Genomic DNA, 15,423 nt, shown 5'->3' with positions numbered 1-15,423 from the left:
ACCGCCGCGAGCAGGTGCAGGCCGACGGCGAGGCTGTGCAGCCAGCGCCGCGCCACCCGGCGCGCCAGCAAGGGCATGGCGAGCACGGTCAGCAGCGAGCACACCCCCACCGCGAGATAGACCTGCGAGACCGCGACCGCATCCTGCGAGAGGCGGTAGAGCACCAGCGGGAACACCGACAGGGTGGTGCCGCGGACGATCGCCTCGAAGCCGCCGACGATCGCGAAGTCCCGGACCGAAGGGCCCGCCATGCGGCTAGCCCGCCGGCGCAGGCACCGCCGGTGGCGGTCGCTGACCCAGCCCCGAGATGAGCTGGATGGTGCCCATGGTGAGGCCCATGCCCACGCCGATCTGCCAGGCGAGCTGGTAGTTGCCAAAGGCGTCGAAGAGCCAGCCACCGCCGAAGGCACCCACCGCGCTGCCGAGCTGGTGGCTGGTGAAGGCCAGACCCTGGATCATGGCCTGCCAGCGCAGCCCGAACATCTCGGCCACCAGGCCGGACACCAGCGGGCTCACGCCCAGCCACAGGAAGCCCATGAGCCCGGCGAACACCAGGGTGCCGCCGGCGGTGGGTGTGGACCCGAAGTACCAGGCCAGCACCAGCGAGCGTGCGATGTACAGCCCCCCGAGCAGTGCGCCCTTGGACCAGCGACCGCCGGCCCAGCCGAAGAACAGGCTGCCGGCGATGTTGAAGGCGCCGATCATGGCCAGGGCCTGCGCCCCGAGCATGGGATCGAGACCGCAGAAGGCGATGTACGAGGGCAGGTGCGTGGTGAGGAACACCAGCTGCAGCCCGCACACGCAGTAGGCCAGCGACATGACGAGGAAGGGCCGGTAGCGCAGCGCGATGCGGGCCGCCTCGCGCGCGCTGCCGGCACGGCCCGCGGCGCCACCGGCCGCCGGCGGCGGCAGGGCGTCAACCCGGCCGGCCAGCCAGGCCATGGGCAGGATGGCCAGCGCGATCAGCACGAAGCCGAACACGCCGGCGCGCCAGCCGAAGGCGAGCGAGAGCGACTGTCCGATCGGCGCAGAGATCATGGCGCCGAGCGAGCCCACCGCCGAGACCAGGCCCAGCACCGTGCTGCGCAGCGCCGCGGGCACCGGACGCGAGGCCACGGCATTGGCCATGCCCGAACCGCTGCAGGCCAGGGCCAGCCCGATGAGCAGACCCGCGCCCACCACCACCCCGCCGATGCCGGTGGCAGTGGCCAGCGTGGCCAGACCGAGCACGAAGGACAGGCCGCCAACCATCAGCACCGGGCGAAAGCCGACGCGGGCCGCCCAGGCGCCGGCGAACGGCTGCAGCACGCCCCAGGCGAGGTTCTGGATGGCGATGGCCAGGGTGAAATCGGCCACCGTGATGGACAGGTCACGCACCGCCGGCGGCACGAACAGGCCGATGCTCTGGCGCAGACCCATGATCAGGGTGAGCATCAGCGCGGCGCCGAGCAGAATGGGAGCGACCGGGCGCAGCACGAGCAGGGATTGCATGGACCGATGGTACGCCGCCCGACCGCCCGAGGCGCATGCCGGTGTCACTGCCGCTGGCCCGTGCGGGCGGATGGTGTCGGGCGCTGAAACCCGGCGCGACGACGCTCGTGCAGCGGCCGGCGGAACGAGACGCGCGACGCGGCGCGCCACCGTCGGCCACGGCGCGGCGCCGCGCCGCCGGTGCACCATGCGCGACACACCACCCTCCGGAATCCGCCTCATGAGCGACCGTTTCGAACGCATCGGCTTCATCGGCCTGGGCGTGATGGGCGAGCCCATCTGCCGCAATCTCGCCCGCAAGACCGGCCTGCCGGTGACCGGATTCGATCCCGATCCTGGCCCGCTCGCCCGCCTGGCCGCCGAGGGCGTGAACAGCGCGGCGTCGGTGGCCGAGGTGGCCGCGGCCGCCGATCTGATCTTCCTGTCGCTGCCCTCGGGCGAGGTGGTCGAGGCGGTGTCGCGCCAGCCGCAGGGCCTGCTCGCGCTGGCGCGCCCCGGGCAGGTGGTGGTCGATCTCAGCACCTCGGCGGTGGCCATGACCCGGACCCTGGCCGCCGAGTTCGCGGCCCGCGGCGCGCTGCTGGTCGATGCGCCGGTGGCCCGCACCCGCGCCGCAGCCGAGGCCGGCACGCTGTCGGTGATGGTCGGCTCCGAGCCGGCCGATTTCGAGCGGCTGCGCCCGCTGATCGCCGCCTTCGCCACCGAGATCTCGCTGTGCGGGCCGGTGGGCTGTGGCCAGGTGGTCAAGATCCTGAACAACATGATCCTGTTCGAGACCGTGGTCGCGCTGTCCGAGGCCAAGGCGATCGGCGAGCGCGCTGGCGTGCCGGTCGACCGGCTCTTCGAGGTGCTGTCCAAGGGGTCGGCCGACAGCTTCGCGCTGCGCAACCACGGCATGAAGGCGATGGTGCCAGGCGACTTCCCCGAGCGGGCCTTCTCGGTGGCCTATGCCCGCAAGGACCTGCGCTATGCGCTCGAACTGGCCGCCGCCGAGGGCGTGGACGCCAGGGCCGCGCAGCTGGTGGACGCGTGGTTCGGGCGCGCCATCGCGGCCGGCGACGGCGACCGGTATCACCCGGTGATCAGCCGCCTGATCGGGGGCTGATCACCGTCGCGGCGGCATCGGGCCGGTGCAGGCCTCAGCCCGGCGGCTCGTCCAGCGAGCGCAGCCAGCGCAGCTTCTCGCCGATCCGGCTCTCCAGGCCGCGATCGGTGGGCCGGTAGAGCGCGGGCTCGGCCAGGCCCTCGGGCATGTAGTTCGCGCCGGCGGCGTAACCATGCGGCTCGTCATGCGCGTAGCGGTAGTCGCGGCCGTGGCCGAGCGATTTCATCAGCTTCGTGGGCGCATTGCGCAGATGCGGCGGCACCGGGTCGGAACCGTGACGGCCGACGAAGTCGCGGGCCTGGTTGTAGGCCACATAGGCGGCATTCGACTTGGCGGCGCAGGCCAGATAGATGACCGCCTGCGCGAGCGCCAGCTCGCCCTCGGGCGAGCCCAGACGCTCGTAGACCTCGGCCGCATCGAGCGCCAGGCGCAGCGCCCGCGGGTCGGCCAGGCCGATGTCCTCGATCGCCATGCGCACCAGCCGGCGCGCCAGGTAGCGCGGATCGGCGCCGCCATCGAGCATGCGGGTGAGCCAGTAGAGCGAGGCGTCGGGATGCGAGCCGCGCACCGACTTGTGCAGGGCCGAGATCTGGTCGTAGAAGGCGTCGCCGCCCTTGTCGAAGCGGCGCAGGCTCTGCGAGAGCATCTGCTCGAGGGCGGGCACATCCACGCGGGTGATGCCCTGGGTCGCGGCGGTGTCGGCCACCAGTTCGATGGCATTGAGCAGCCGGCGCGCATCGCCGTCAGCCCAGGCCACCAGCCGGTCACGGGCATCGGCGGCCACCGCAGGCGCGGCCTGGCCATCGGCGGCCAGACGGGCTAGCGCACGGTCGAAAAGCACCGTGAGCGCAGCGGCATCCACCGGCTGCAGCACATGCACACGGGCGCGCGAGAGCAGCGCCCCATTCACCTCGAAGGACGGGTTCTCGGTGGTGGCGCCCACGAACACGAACAGCCCGCTTTCCACATGCGGCAGGAAGGCATCCTGCTGCGCCTTGTTGAAGCGGTGGACCTCGTCGACGAAGACGATGCTGCGACGGCCCTGCCCGGCCGCCACCTCGGCCTGGGCCACCGCCTCGCGGATGTCCTTCACGCCGCCCAGCACCGCGGAGATGGGGATGAACTGCGCCTCGAAGCCCTCGGCCATCAGCCGGGCGAGCGTGGTCTTGCCCACGCCCGGCGGGCCCCAGAGGATCATGGAATGCGGCCGTCGCGATTCGAAGGCCACCCGCAGCGGCTTGCCCGGCCCGAGCAGATGCGCCTGGCCAACCACCTCATCGAGATGGCGAGGCCGCAGGCGCTCGGCCAGGGGGGCGGCGGGTCCGGGCAGCATCTCAGGCCGCCCGTGGCGCGGCGCGCCCGGTGAGGTGGCCGATGTTCAGCGCGCTGCCGATCAGCAGCAGCTGAAAAGCCGCGATGCCCGCCCACACCAGTCCGAAGCGGCCGGCGTCCATCATCAGGCCGAAGAGCGAGGGGCTCAGCGACATGCCGATGTCCAGGCCGGAGTAGACCATGCCGTAGACCCGACCGGTGGCGCCCGCCGGCGTGGCGCGCTTGACCAGCAGATCACGCGAGGGCCCGGCCAGGCCCATGCCCAGACCCATCAGCGCGAACAGCACCGGCACGGTCCAGGCTGGCCAGTCGGTGAGGCCCACCAGCAGCGCCAGCAAGGCCGAGACGCCGAGCGACACGGCCACCACCTGCGGCGCGCGCTCGGGGCGGGTGAGCAGCATGCCGCCGGCGAGCATGCCCGCCGCGCTGCCCAGCATGAAGACCGTGACGCAGGAGGCCACCCAGCCCACTGGCAGCGCGTGGAGCTGGCGCGCCGCCTCCGGGCCGAAGGTGAGCACGCCACCGAGCGCGGCCGACCACGCGAAGAAGAAGCCGAAGCTCATCCAGACCGCGGGCAGGCGCAGGAAAGCGAAGGTGCCGTCGAGCGCGCCGGAAGCCGGCCGCAGCGGCCCGGCCGAGGAGGCATCGGCGATGGCCGGGGCCGCCCCGGGCGCCGCGCCGCCCACGGGCTGCGGATCAGCCGCACGCGACACACCGCCCACCCCTTGCATGAGCACGCGCCAGCGCCACACCGCAGCGAGCACGGCCAATGCCACCAGCGCCGCGCAGACGAAGGCCGCGCGCCAGCCCAGCCACTGCGCGGTGCCGGCCAGCAGCGCCGGCGCCGCGGCCCAGCCGAGCGAACCGCTCACCCCGTGCACCGCGTAGGCCTTGCCCAGCCGCGTGGGCCCCACCCGGGCATTGAGGATGGAGTAGTCCACCGGATGGAAGGGCGCGTTGCCCACGCCGCAGAGCACCGCGCCGGCCATCAGGCCGGCATAGCCCGAGGCCCCGGCCAGCACCAGCGCGGCCAGCACGAAGGTGGCCAGCGCCGCCATCATCACCGGCCAGGCGCCGACGCGATCGACCAGGAAGCCCGACAGCGCCTGCCCCACCGCCGAGACCACGAAGAAGACCGTCACCAGCAGGCCGAGTTCGGCATAGCTCAGCGCGAACGCGTCCTTCAGCCAGGGGAAGAGCGGCGCCAGGGTGAGATGGAAGAAGTGCGAGCTGCCGTGGGCCAGGCCCACCAGCGCGATGGTGGCGCGCTCGCGGCTGGCGTCGCCGGGAGCCGCCGCGCCGATCACCGCCTGGGCGGGCGCCGACATGCCGGCCGCTCAGGTGAGCGCGCCGCGCGCGTCCACCGGCCACACCGCCTCGACCCGGCCGGCGCGATGCGCCACCAGATGGTCGTGCAGGTTGACGGTGGGGTCGCAGTGGCCGGGCACCACCTGCAGGGTGTCGCCAAGCCTCAGCGTCGCGCGGGCGCCATCAGCGCTCGGGCGCAGCACCAGATGCTCATCGGAGATCGACACCGCGCGCCAGCCCTCGGCCAGCGGCACCGGCAGGCCCGAGTCCACCGAGAAGGCCTTCAGGCCGGCATCGAGCACCACCTGGCCGGGGCGCTCGCTGATCACCTGGCAGTGCAAGGTGAGGGCCTGGCGCAGCGCTGGCGCCTGCGGATCGGGCTGGTTGGCAAAGTAGTCGGCATCCATCAGCACATACGAACCGGGCTGCACCTCGGTGTAGACCCCGGTGGCCGCCTCCAGCGGATAGGTGCCGGTGCCGGCACCGGTGATCACCGGACAGTCATGGCCGGCCGCGCGCAGCGCGTCGCGGGCAGCGGCAGCTGCCGCCGCTGCCGCGGCGATCGCCTCGCGCCGTTCCTCGGGCGTACGCCGGTGCTGGGCGCGGCCGTGATAGGCCTGCAGACCGCGCAGCCGCAGCGCCGGTGCGTGCGCCGCCACCAGCGCCGCCAGCTCGAGCACCGCCGCCTCGCCGATCACACCACAGCGGCCGCCGCCGACATCGACCTCGATCAGCACATCGATGCAGCCGCCCTCCTGAGCCAGCGCGTCGGCCAATGCCCGCACCTGCTGCGGGTGGTCCACGCACACCCCGATCAGCGCCCGTTGCGACAGGCGCGCAAGGCGGCGCAGCTTGCCTGCGCCGATCACCTGGTTGCTGACCAGCACATCCCGGATGCCGCCGGCCACGAAGACCTCGGCCTCGGCCACCTTCTGGCAGCACACGCCCACCGCCCCGGCCGCCACCTGCCGGCGGGCGATCTCCACGCACTTGTGGGCCTTGCCATGGGCACGCAGCGCCAGCCCGCTGGCCGCAACCGACGCGTGCACCGCCCGCAGGTTGGCCTCGAACGCATCGAGATCGAGCATCAGCGCGGGGGTGTCCACGGCGGCGATCGGGTCACCGACCCGGGCGGGTGCCTGCATCTCACTGCTCCACGACATCGGCACCGCGCGGCGCGGTGAACCGGAAGAGATCGGCCTCCAGGCGCGGATTGCGCTCCAGCGCCGAGAACGCGAACACGGTGGTGCGCCCGAACGCATCGCGCACCTCCATCTGCTCGGGCTGGCCGGCGCGCAGGCCGATCAGGATGCGATCGAAGCCGGCCTCGCGGCTGCGCGGCACCGCCAGCACCCAGTCGAGGCCGTCACGCGCACCGCTCTCGCTCAGCGTGAAGGCGCGGTCGAGCTCCGGGCCGCCGAAGAGCAGCGCGGCCGGGCTGGCGCCCACCGCGTCGCCCAGCCGACGCACCGTGACCTGGTTGAGGTCGCGATCGAGGAAGTGCAGCTTCTCGCCGTCGGCGACCAGCAGCTGGTCATAGGGTTTGCGCACTTCCCATCGGAAGCGGCCGGGCCGCTGGAAGGCGAACACCCCGGTGACCGTCTCGACGCCGCCGCCACTGCGCGCGGTGCGCTGGGTGAAGGCGCCGCGCGCCGACTGCGTGCCCGCGATGAAGGCGCGCAACTGGGTGAGTGCGTTGTCGGCCGCCGCAGCGCGCCCGGCCGCGAAGGTGGCCAGGCCGGCTGCCAGACCGGCGAGCAGGCGGCGCCGCGCGCGCAGGAGCCGGGCCATGGCCTCAGGACTCGTCGCGTTTGGGAACGAGGATGTCGCGGTTGCCGTTGGTGGCCATGGCCGAGACGAGGCCGGCCTTCTCCATCTGCTCAAGCAGACGGGCGGCGCGGTTGTAGCCGATGCGCAGGTGCCGCTGCACCAGCGAGATGGAGGCACGCTTGTGCTGCACCACCACCGCCACCGCCTGGTCGTACATGGCATCGGACTCGCCATCGACGCCGGCCTCCGACAGGGTCTGCTGCAGGCCGCCGAAGCCGACCGCGCTGCCGGTGTCGGCCTCGGCGGGCACGCCGCCCTCGAGCACGCCCTCGACATACTGCGGCTCGCCCAGCGACTTCCAGTGCGCGACCACCTTCTGCACCTCCTCGTCGCTGACGAAGGCGCCATGCACGCGCACCGGCACGCCACCACCGGGCATGAGGTAGAGCATGTCGCCCTGGCCGAGCAGCGACTCGGCGCCCATCTGGTCAAGGATGGTGCGCGAGTCGATCTTGGAGGACACCTGGAAGGCGATGCGGGTGGGGATGTTGGCCTTGATCAGGCCGGTGATGACATCGACCGAGGGCCGCTGGGTGGCCAGGATGAGGTGGATGCCGGCGGCGCGCGCCTTCTGGGCAAGCCGGGCGATGAGTTCCTCGACCTTCTTGCCGACCACCATCATCAGATCGGCCAGTTCGTCGATCACGACCACGATCTGCGGCAACCGGCCGAGCGGCTCGGGCGCGTCGGGCGTGAGCGAGAACGGATTGGCGATGGGTGTCTCGCGCTTCTCGGCCTCGGCGATGCGCGCGTTGTAGCCCGAGAGGTTGCGCACGCCGAGCTTGCTCAGCAGGCGGTAGCGACGCTCCATCTCGGCCACGCACCAGTTGAGCGCGTTGCCGGCGTGCTTCATGTCGGTGACCACCGGCGCGAGCAGATGCGGAATGCCCTCGTAGGAGCTCATCTCGAGCATCTTCGGGTCGATGAGGATCATGCGCACATCGGAGGGGTCGCTCTTGTAGAGCAGCGACAGCAGCATGGCGTTGATGCCCACCGACTTGCCCGAGCCGGTGGTACCGGCCACCAGCAGGTGCGGCATGCGGGCGAGGTCGGCGCACACCGGATGGCCGGCGATGTCCTTGCCCAGCGCCAGCGTGACTGCCGAGGTGCTCTCGGCATAGACCTGCGAGCCGAGGATCTCGGAGAGCCGCACCGGCTGGCGTCGCGGATTGGGCAGTTCCAGGCCCATGAGGTTCTTGCCCGGGATGGTCTCGACCACCCGCAGCGACACCAGCGAGAGCGCGCGGGCCAGGTCCTTGGCCAGGTTGACCACCTGACTTCCCTTGACCCCGGTGGCCGGCTCGATCTCGTAGCGGGTGATCACCGGGCCGGGATAGGCGGCCACCACGCGCGCGGCGACATTGAAGTCGGCGAGCTTCTTCTCGATGAGCCGCGAGGTGTATTCGAGCGTATCGGCCGGCACCGACTCCTGCAGCACCGGCGGCGGGTCGAGCAGCGAGAGCGCCGGCAGCTGGGTGTCGGCCGGCAGGTCGAAGAAGAGCGGCACCTGACGCTCGGCGCTGGCGCGCACCGAGGGTTCGATCGGCGGCGCGGCGGGCTCGATGCGCACCGGCTCGGGGTCTTCCTGGATGATGCGGCGCAGCTCCTCGACCTGCTCCTCGCGGGCTTCGGCGGCCACCTCGCCGATGCGCCGGTCGCGGCGTGCCGCGATCGCACCGGCCGCGCGCAGCCAGGCGGTCTCGAGCACCGTGCCCACCGACTCGGCAGCCTGGATCCAGGACAGCCCGGTCCAGAGACTGAGGCCGGTGGCGATCATGGCCAGCAGCAGCAGGGTGCCACCGACCGCGCCGAGATGCGTGATCACCGGATCGCCGAGCAGTCGCCCGAAGAGCCCGCCCGGGGCGAGCGGCAAGGCCATCGTCAGGGAATGCAGCCGCACCGACTCGAGCGAGGCGCAGCCCAGCAGCAGCAGCAGAAAGCCGCTCCAGCGCTCCCAGGGAAAGCGCGATGCACCGTCCTGCCCCCCCTCGGTGGCAGCGGGCGCGCGCGGCGACAGGCGCAGGCTGCGGCGGCCGGCCGCCGTGAGCGCCGCCGGCGGCGCCGGGGGCAGCGGCTCGCGCAGACGACGCCAGTCGCGCCACACCAGCAGGCCGAGCAGCGCCACGAAGAGGTAGGCGGAAACGCCGAAGAGATAGAAGAGCAGATCGGCGCACCAGGCCCCGACCCGGCCCCCGGCATTGACCACGGCCTGCCCCGAGACCGCATGGGACCAGCCGGGATCGACCCGGTCATAGGTGAACAGGATGAGCGCGAGCAGGGCCGCACCGGCGACGGTGGCGATCCAGCGGGCCTCGCGCAGCAGCCGGCGCGCCCGCTCGGGCAGCGCCAGCGCGATCGGCGGCAGCGGCAGCGGCGCCGGCGGACGGCGCGCGGCGGTGGCGGCTGCGGCGAGACGGGACATGCCGGCGCAAGCCTCAGCTGATGTAGGTGCTCAGCTTCTCGCGCAGCACCAACTGCCCGCCCGCCATGGGCACGATGTAGCCGTCGATCTCGAGCCCCTTCATCACCCGCGACACCATCTCGCGCGAGGCGCCGATCATCTTGGCGATCTCCTGGCGCGGCAGCTTGTTGCGCACCACGCGCTCGCCGTTGACCAGTTCGGAGAAATCGAGAAGCACCCGCGCCACACGCCCGTAGACATCGAGCAGGGCCAGGGTCTCGATCTTCATGTCGGCCTCGCGCAGGCGACGCACCAGCCCTCGCATGACCGCCATGCACAGCTCGGGACTCTGCATGAGGATGGTCTTGAAGGTGTCCTTGCCCACCGCCATGAACTCGCAGGTTTCCAGCGTGATGACGCTGGCCGAGCGCGGCGCGTCATCGATGAGACTCATCTCGCCAAAGAACTCGCCCGCGCCGATCACCGCCAGGATGACCTCCTTGCCCTCGGAGTCGGAGCGCTGCACCTTGGCGCGGCCGGCGAGCAGGATGTACATCGACTGCGATGCCTCGCCCTCGGCCACGATGGTGCGACCTCGCGGGTAGCTGCGACGAGCGCTGCCGGCAGCCACGCCCTCGAGCTGCGCCTCGGTGAGGCTCGAGAAGAGCGGCACCCGTCTGAGGAACGCCTTGTTTTCTTCATGCGCCATGACCACCTCGGATCCTGAGAAACCCTATAATTTTGCACCATCTGCGAGCAATTCAGAAACCCCTACTTCAATAAATCCGCCTAAGTTGATGATTTGTTGAAATTTTTACAACGGATCGAGAACCCATGCCAGCGCCCAGCCACCATCGCCTTCTCATTCTCGGCTCTGGCCCCGCCGGCTACACCGCCGCGGTGTATGCCGCCCGCGCCAATCTGAAGCCGGTGCTGATCACCGGTATCGCCCAGGGTGGCCAGCTGATGACCACCACCGAGGTCGACAACTGGCCGGCCGACGCGCAGGGCGTTCAGGGCCCCGATCTCATGGCCCGCTTCCAGGCCCATGCCGAGCGCTTCGGCACCGAGATGATCTTCGACCAGATCCACACGGCGCATCTCGACGAGCGGCCGGTGCGGCTGGTGGGCGATTCCGGCGAGTACACCGCCGATGCGCTGATCATCGCCACCGGCGCCTCGGCGCGCTATCTCGGGCTGCCCTCCGAGGAGGCCTTCATGGGCAAGGGCGTGTCGGCCTGCGCCACCTGCGACGGCTTCTTCTACCGCGGCCAGGATGTCTGCGTGATCGGCGGCGGCAACACCGCGGTCGAAGAGGCGCTGTACCTGTCGAACATCGCCCGCAAGGTCACGGTGGTGCATCGGCGTGACCGGTTCCGCGCCGAGCCGATCATGATCGACAAGCTGATGGAAAAGACCCGCGGCGGCAATGTCGAGATCCGCTGGCACAGCGAACTGCACGAGGTGCTCGGCGATGCCAGCGGCGTCACCGGCGCGCGTCTGCGCGATGCCCGCGACGGCGGCCTGAGCGACATCGCGCTGCAGGGCGTGTTCGTGGCCATCGGCCACACGCCCAACACAGGCATCTTCGCCGGCCAGCTCGAGATGGCCAACGGCTACATCGTCACCCGCAGCGGACTGCAGGGCCAGGCCACCGCCACCAGCGTGCCGGGCGTGTTCGCGGCCGGCGATGTGCAGGACCATGTCTACCGTCAGGCGATCACCAGTGCGGCCACCGGTTGCATGGCCGCCCTCGACGCCCAGCGCTACCTCGAGGCCCAGGAAGGCCACTGAGGGCTCGCGGCGCGTCATGAAGCAGTTCAGCGAGCTGGCGGCGCTGCGCGAGCGGCTCGCGCAGCAGGCCCGAGACGAGGCCGAGGCGCGGGAGGCGCGCCGCCGCGAACAGGCCCGGCTCGCCCGCGAAGCGGCGGTCTTTCGCGAGGCCATGGCCGACGCGGTGCCGCTCAGGCCCGCACCGCGCGCGGTGGCCGTGCGCGAGCCGGTGGCCCCCCGGCCGCTGCAGCGCGAGGCCGACGAGCGGCTGGCGCTCGCCCAGTCGATGTCCGACGAGATCGACATCGAGCGTCTGCTCGACACCGATGAGAACCTCTCCTACCGCCGCGAGGGCGTGGGCACCGATGTCGTGCGCCGGCTGCGCCGCGGGCAGTGGACGGTGCAGGGCCAGATCGACCTTCACGGCAAGCGGGTGGACGAGGCCCGCGTTGCGCTCGCCGAGTTCCTGGCCCAGGCCGTGCGCGAGCAGCGGCGCTGCCTGCGGGTGATCCATGGCAAGGGGCTCGGATCGGTCGCCCGCGAGCCGGTGCTCAAGGGCAAGGTGCTGCGCTGGCTGGTGCAGCGCGACGAGGTGCTGGCCTTCTGCCAGGCGCGCCCCAATGACGGCGGCGCGGGCGCGCTGCTGGTGCTGCTGCGCGGCGGCTGAACGCCACGCGCCCGATCCTTGCCAACGGGGCGGCCGAGCGCCGGATGCTCGGCGAGGGGAGACTGCGCGCCTTCGGCACAACCCGGAAGGCCGCGCTCCCGCGGCGATCGCCCGGACGGCGGCGGCTCAGCCCCGCAGGCCGCTCGCGGCCCGGCCTGCGCCATGCCCCGAGGCCCAGGCCCACTGGAAGTTGTAACCGCCCAGCCAGCCGGTCACATCCACCACCTCCCCGATGAAGTGCAGACCCGGCTGACGCCGCGACTGCAGGCTGCGCGGGTCGAGTTCGGCGGTGGCCACGCCGCCGACCGTGACCTCGGCCTTGCGCCAGCCCTCCGAGCCGGTGGGCGCCAGCGTCCAGCGGCGTAGCGCATCGGCCAGGGCCTGCAGGTCGCGGTTGCCAAGCTCGGCCAGGCGGGCCTGCGGGGTGAAGCGCGGATGCGACCGTGCAAGATCGTTCAACCACTGCGCGACCACCCGCTTCGGCAATCGCTGCGCCAGCACCGTGGCGAGCTGGCCGCGGGTATGTTCGCGATTGCCGCGCAGCCAGCCGAGCAGGTCCATGCCTTCGGTGTCGGGAGCGAGATCAATCTCCAGCGGTTCGCCGGGACGCCAGAAGGTCGAGGCCTGCAGCACCGCCGGGCCCGACAGGCCGCGATGGGTGAAGAGCAGATCCTCGAGGAAGGCCGGGCTGTCGGGCGCGGCCGGGCAGCGGATGCCCACCGCCTGCGAGACCCCGGCCAGCCCCGACCAGGGCGCCCATTGCTCGGGCGCGAAGGTGAGCGGCACGAGGGCCGGCCGGGGCTCGACCACCCGGTGCCCGAAGCGGCGGGCGATGCGGTGGCCGATGTCGGTGGCACCGATCTTCGGGATGGAAAGCCCACCGGTGGCCACCACCAGCGAGGCGCAGCGCACCGCCCCGGCGGCGGTCTCCACCCGGAAGCGCGCACCGACGGGATCGTCGGCAAGCGTCTCGATGGTGCCCGCCGTGCAGCCCAGCCGCCAGCGCACGCCACCGGCATCGGCCTGCGCGCGCAGCATGGCCACGATCTGCGTGGCCGGCCCGTCGCAGAAGAGCTGGCCGCGGTGCTTCTCGTGGAAGGCGATGCGATGGGCCCGAACCAGCGCGATGAACTCGGCGGGCGGATAGGCGCGCAGCGCATGCCGGGCGAAGCCGCGGTCGCTGCTCTGGTAGCGCTCGGGCAGGCCGGCATCGACATTGGTGAAATTGCAGCGGCCACCGCCCGAGATGCGGATCTTCTCGCCGGGATCAGGGCTGTGGTCGAGCACCATCACCCGCAGGCCCCGGCGCGCTGCCACCCCGGCGCAGAACAGGCCGGCCGCGCCCGCGCCGAGAACCAGGACATCGATGTCGCTCATGATCGGCGTGCCGCGCTCAGGGCAGGCGGATGCGCGGCGCCCCGGGCATGGCCTTCAGGGTTGCGACATCGGCCAGGGTGTCGAGGTCGGTGGTGAAGCCGGGATGCGCGGCCTCGAACCGGGACACCGCCCCGGCATGCGATGCGATCCAGTCACGCGGGCCGCCCGGTTCGGCGAGAAGTTCGGGCATGAGGGATGCCTCGAAGAGCACCGGGTTGCCGCGTTCGCCCGCGTGGCGCGGCACCAGGCAGCGGGCCGCGCCGCGACCGGCGAAGGCCTGCGCGAGCTCGCGCAGGTGGGCGGGCTGCAGCAGCGGCAGATCGGAGAGCGCCACCGCCACTCCGGCATGCGTCCCGGTGGCCAGCACCGGCGCAAGCGCCGCCAGCCCCGCCCGCACCGAGCCCTGCTGGCCCTCCTGCCAGGCCGGGTTTTCGATCAGGCGCAAGGGCAGCCCGTCGAGCAGCGGACGGATGCGCTCGGGCGCATGGCCGAGCACCACCAGCACCGGATCGAATCCGGCCGCCAGAAGCGTGCGCGCCGTGCGGCGAACCAGCGGCTCGCCGTCGAGTTCGATCATCAGCTTGTTCGGCCCGCCCATGCGTCGGGACTCGCCGGCCGCCAGCAGCACCGCCGCCAGCCGCGGCAGCGCACCGGCCTGCCCGGGGGTGGGGGAAACCGCGTCCATGCCCGGCTCAGCCCCAGGCCGCGAGCACCCGCTCGCGGGCCGCACCGATGCCCTTGTAGGCCACCACCGCGTCGCTCATCGAGCGCAGGCTCGCCACCAGCAAGGCGCGACGCGTGGCGTCGTGGGCCACCGTCGCGAGCGGCGCATTCATCACGCGGATGAGAAAGAGGCTCGCCTCGAAGGCAGGCAGCGGCAGCGTGACCTGTCGCTCGCAGCGCAGCCACAGTCCGGCCACCGGCCCCGCGGGATCGAGCGGCTCCCCCTCCCCCGGCCATCGGGCAAGCCGGTCGTCGGGGGCGAGAGTCCAGATGAAACGCAGGAAGGGTCCCTTGGCGAGCATGGCCTGCGACAACGCGGATGAAGCCTGCCGCAGGCGCTCGCCATCGGCCACCGGGCCATGGATGGCGCGCAGCGGCAGCCCCAGCCGCGTGAGCGGGTCCCAACCGCTGGGGAAGACCACCGAGAGGGCGAGCGCACGCAGATCGTCATCGGCCACGCCGTCGCGGCCCATCAGCACCAGGTCCTCCTGCAACCCCAGCGAGAGGGCGGCAAGGCAGCGCCGGGCGGGATCGAACCCGGCAAGCCGCTGCGCCAGCGGCTCGGCCTGCGCGCACAGGGCGCGCACCGCCTGGTCGGCGCGCCGCAGGGCGAGGCCGGCGCGCAGGATGCGCAGCTCCTCGGCGGGCTCGGCACTGGCTGCATCGGGTGAGCGCGCGAGCAGATCGGGGTGGGCTTCGGCCAGTCGGGTGGCCGCCTGCCAGATCGCGCTGACCACCCGTGGCGCGATGCCCTCGGCATCCCAGCACGCTGCGAGCGGCCGCGCCGGATGATCAAGGTGGGCGAGCTTCAGCCGCGCCGCGTGCGGGTAGTGCTCATCGGCAACCAGCAGCGGCCCTTCCAGGCGGACGAGGTCGGGCGCGACCCGGAAGGGCGCGGTGACCGGAAACGGGAATGGCTGGTGGCCCACGCAGGGCCAGCCGCCGGTGGCCGGGCCTGCCGGCGAGATCCGCGATGAGGACGGGCCGGTCGGGGGCACCGGCCATGCCCGGGATGCGGGGCTGTCCGCAAGGCCGCAGGCAGCTGCCGGGCCGGAAGGGATCAGACCGCAGCCTCGCCGGTCTCGCCGGTGCGAATGCGGATCACCTCTTCGACGTTGGAGACGAAGATCTTGCCGTCGCCGATACGGCCGGTGCGCGCCGCCTTGCAGACCGCATCGATCGCCGGCTCGACCGAGCCGTCAGCCACGATGACTTCGATCTTGACCTTGGGCAGGAAATCAACCACGTACTCGGCGCCACGATAGAGCTCGGTATGGCCCTTCTGGCGGCCAAAGCCCTTGCACTCGGTGACGGTGAGGCCGCTCACGCCGATCTCGGCCAGCGCCTCGCGGACCTCGTCGAGCTTGAAGGGCTTGATGATCGCGGTGATTCTCTTCATGGCTGTCTCCTGTTGAG

Annotated in this window: 15 protein-coding genes; 3 read left to right on the top strand and 12 right to left on the bottom strand. The window is 72.0% G+C overall.

Going from position 1 to position 15,423, the window contains the following annotated elements; genetic code table 11:
• On the bottom strand, positions 1 to 251 hold a 251-nt coding region (locus tag AC2H6A_RS01550; RefSeq protein WP_484271368.1), incomplete at its 3' end, for a hypothetical protein.
• Positions 252 to 255: 4 nt separating this feature from the next.
• Entirely contained in the window at positions 256 to 1,491 is a 1,236-nt protein-coding gene (locus AC2H6A_RS01545; RefSeq protein WP_484271367.1) for an MFS transporter, read from the bottom strand.
• Positions 1,492 to 1,711: 220 nt separating this feature from the next.
• Here AC2H6A_RS01545 and AC2H6A_RS01540 point away from each other — a divergent pair, with 220 nt between their 5' ends.
• On the top strand, positions 1,712 to 2,596 hold the full coding sequence (locus AC2H6A_RS01540; protein WP_484271366.1) for an NAD(P)-dependent oxidoreductase: 885 nt from the start codon (positions 1,712 to 1,714) through the stop codon (positions 2,594 to 2,596).
• A gap of 34 nt (positions 2,597 to 2,630) precedes the next feature.
• Here the strand turns inward: AC2H6A_RS01540 and AC2H6A_RS01535 are convergent, their stop codons facing one another.
• From AC2H6A_RS01535 to AC2H6A_RS01510, 6 genes are read right to left on the bottom strand one after another with little or no spacing between them, the layout of a single operon-like run.
• Positions 2,631 to 3,929, bottom strand: coding sequence for a replication-associated recombination protein A (locus tag AC2H6A_RS01535; RefSeq protein ID WP_484271365.1), 1,299 nt, complete (start codon positions 3,927 to 3,929; stop codon positions 2,631 to 2,633).
• A 1-nt stretch (position 3,930) separates the two neighbouring features.
• Positions 3,931 to 5,256, bottom strand: a complete 1,326-nt coding sequence (locus tag AC2H6A_RS01530; RefSeq protein WP_484271364.1) for an MFS transporter — start codon at positions 5,254 to 5,256, stop codon at positions 3,931 to 3,933.
• Between the two features lie 9 nt (positions 5,257 to 5,265).
• Positions 5,266 to 6,381 carry a DSD1 family PLP-dependent enzyme gene (locus AC2H6A_RS01525; protein ID WP_484271363.1) on the bottom strand — a complete coding sequence of 372 codons (1,116 nt, stop codon included), beginning with the start codon at positions 6,379 to 6,381 and terminating at the stop codon, positions 5,266 to 5,268.
• Between the two features lies 1 nt (position 6,382).
• Positions 6,383 to 7,027 (bottom strand): outer membrane lipoprotein chaperone LolA, encoded by a 645-nt coding sequence (lolA, locus tag AC2H6A_RS01520; protein WP_484271362.1) that lies wholly within the window; start codon positions 7,025 to 7,027, stop codon positions 6,383 to 6,385.
• A 4-nt stretch (positions 7,028 to 7,031) separates the two neighbouring features.
• Complete coding sequence (locus AC2H6A_RS01515) at positions 7,032 to 9,488, bottom strand: DNA translocase FtsK (protein ID WP_484271361.1); 2,457 nt, start codon at positions 9,486 to 9,488, stop codon at positions 7,032 to 7,034.
• A gap of 13 nt (positions 9,489 to 9,501) precedes the next feature.
• Complete coding sequence (locus AC2H6A_RS01510) at positions 9,502 to 10,176, bottom strand: Crp/Fnr family transcriptional regulator (RefSeq protein WP_484271360.1); 675 nt, start codon at positions 10,174 to 10,176, stop codon at positions 9,502 to 9,504.
• Positions 10,177 to 10,301: 125 nt separating this feature from the next.
• Here AC2H6A_RS01510 and trxB point away from each other — a divergent pair, with 125 nt between their 5' ends.
• Both trxB and AC2H6A_RS01500 read left to right on the top strand, forming a co-directional pair.
• The gene (trxB, locus tag AC2H6A_RS01505; protein ID WP_484271359.1) at positions 10,302 to 11,261 is read left to right on the top strand and encodes a thioredoxin-disulfide reductase; all 960 of its coding nucleotides are present in this window, start codon (positions 10,302 to 10,304) and stop codon (positions 11,259 to 11,261) included.
• Between the two features lie 16 nt (positions 11,262 to 11,277).
• Positions 11,278 to 11,907: a Smr/MutS family protein gene (locus tag AC2H6A_RS01500; protein WP_484271358.1), complete on the top strand. Its 630-nt coding sequence runs from the start codon at positions 11,278 to 11,280 to the stop codon at positions 11,905 to 11,907.
• A gap of 126 nt (positions 11,908 to 12,033) precedes the next feature.
• Here AC2H6A_RS01500 and AC2H6A_RS01495 read toward each other — a convergent pair whose 3' ends face one another.
• The 4 genes from AC2H6A_RS01495 to AC2H6A_RS01480 form a co-directional block, all read right to left on the bottom strand.
• Positions 12,034 to 13,284 carry a BaiN/RdsA family NAD(P)/FAD-dependent oxidoreductase gene (locus AC2H6A_RS01495; protein WP_484271357.1) on the bottom strand — a complete coding sequence of 417 codons (1,251 nt, stop codon included), beginning with the start codon at positions 13,282 to 13,284 and terminating at the stop codon, positions 12,034 to 12,036.
• 16 nt (positions 13,285 to 13,300) lie between these two features.
• Positions 13,301 to 13,969 carry a nucleotidyltransferase family protein gene (locus AC2H6A_RS01490; RefSeq protein ID WP_484271356.1) on the bottom strand — a complete coding sequence of 223 codons (669 nt, stop codon included), beginning with the start codon at positions 13,967 to 13,969 and terminating at the stop codon, positions 13,301 to 13,303.
• A 7-nt stretch (positions 13,970 to 13,976) separates the two neighbouring features.
• A complete protein-coding gene (locus AC2H6A_RS01485; RefSeq protein ID WP_484271355.1) occupies positions 13,977 to 14,936 on the bottom strand; it encodes a heme-dependent oxidative N-demethylase subunit alpha family protein in 960 nt (319 codons plus the stop codon).
• 131 nt (positions 14,937 to 15,067) lie between these two features.
• Positions 15,068 to 15,406 carry a P-II family nitrogen regulator gene (locus tag AC2H6A_RS01480; protein ID WP_484271354.1) on the bottom strand — a complete coding sequence of 113 codons (339 nt, stop codon included), beginning with the start codon at positions 15,404 to 15,406 and terminating at the stop codon, positions 15,068 to 15,070.
• Between the last annotated feature and the right edge of the window lie 17 nt (positions 15,407 to 15,423).

The sequence above is a fragment of the Quisquiliibacterium sp. genome, from assembly GCF_982640115.1.
Note: the sequence above shows the minus strand (reverse complement) of the source record. Positions and strands in the feature narration are given on the sequence as shown.

Coding starts and splice junctions, on each gene's coding strand:
- AC2H6A_RS01545 (WP_484271367.1), bottom strand. CDS start 1,491: ATGCAATCCCTGCTCGTGCTGCGCCCGGTCGCTCCCATTCTGCTCGGC.
- AC2H6A_RS01540 (WP_484271366.1), top strand. CDS start 1,712: ATGAGCGACCGTTTCGAACGCATCGGCTTCATCGGCCTGGGCGTGATG.
- AC2H6A_RS01535 (WP_484271365.1), bottom strand. CDS start 3,929: ATGCTGCCCGGACCCGCCGCCCCCCTGGCCGAGCGCCTGCGGCCTCGC.
- AC2H6A_RS01530 (WP_484271364.1), bottom strand. CDS start 5,256: ATGTCGGCGCCCGCCCAGGCGGTGATCGGCGCGGCGGCTCCCGGCGAC.
- AC2H6A_RS01525 (WP_484271363.1), bottom strand. CDS start 6,381: ATGCAGGCACCCGCCCGGGTCGGTGACCCGATCGCCGCCGTGGACACC.
- lolA (WP_484271362.1), bottom strand. CDS start 7,027: ATGGCCCGGCTCCTGCGCGCGCGGCGCCGCCTGCTCGCCGGTCTGGCA.
- AC2H6A_RS01515 (WP_484271361.1), bottom strand. CDS start 9,488: ATGTCCCGTCTCGCCGCAGCCGCCACCGCCGCGCGCCGTCCGCCGGCG.
- AC2H6A_RS01510 (WP_484271360.1), bottom strand. CDS start 10,176: ATGGCGCATGAAGAAAACAAGGCGTTCCTCAGACGGGTGCCGCTCTTC.
- trxB (WP_484271359.1), top strand. CDS start 10,302: ATGCCAGCGCCCAGCCACCATCGCCTTCTCATTCTCGGCTCTGGCCCC.
- AC2H6A_RS01500 (WP_484271358.1), top strand. CDS start 11,278: ATGAAGCAGTTCAGCGAGCTGGCGGCGCTGCGCGAGCGGCTCGCGCAG.
- AC2H6A_RS01495 (WP_484271357.1), bottom strand. CDS start 13,284: ATGAGCGACATCGATGTCCTGGTTCTCGGCGCGGGCGCGGCCGGCCTG.
- AC2H6A_RS01490 (WP_484271356.1), bottom strand. CDS start 13,969: ATGGACGCGGTTTCCCCCACCCCCGGGCAGGCCGGTGCGCTGCCGCGG.
- AC2H6A_RS01480 (WP_484271354.1), bottom strand. CDS start 15,406: ATGAAGAGAATCACCGCGATCATCAAGCCCTTCAAGCTCGACGAGGTC.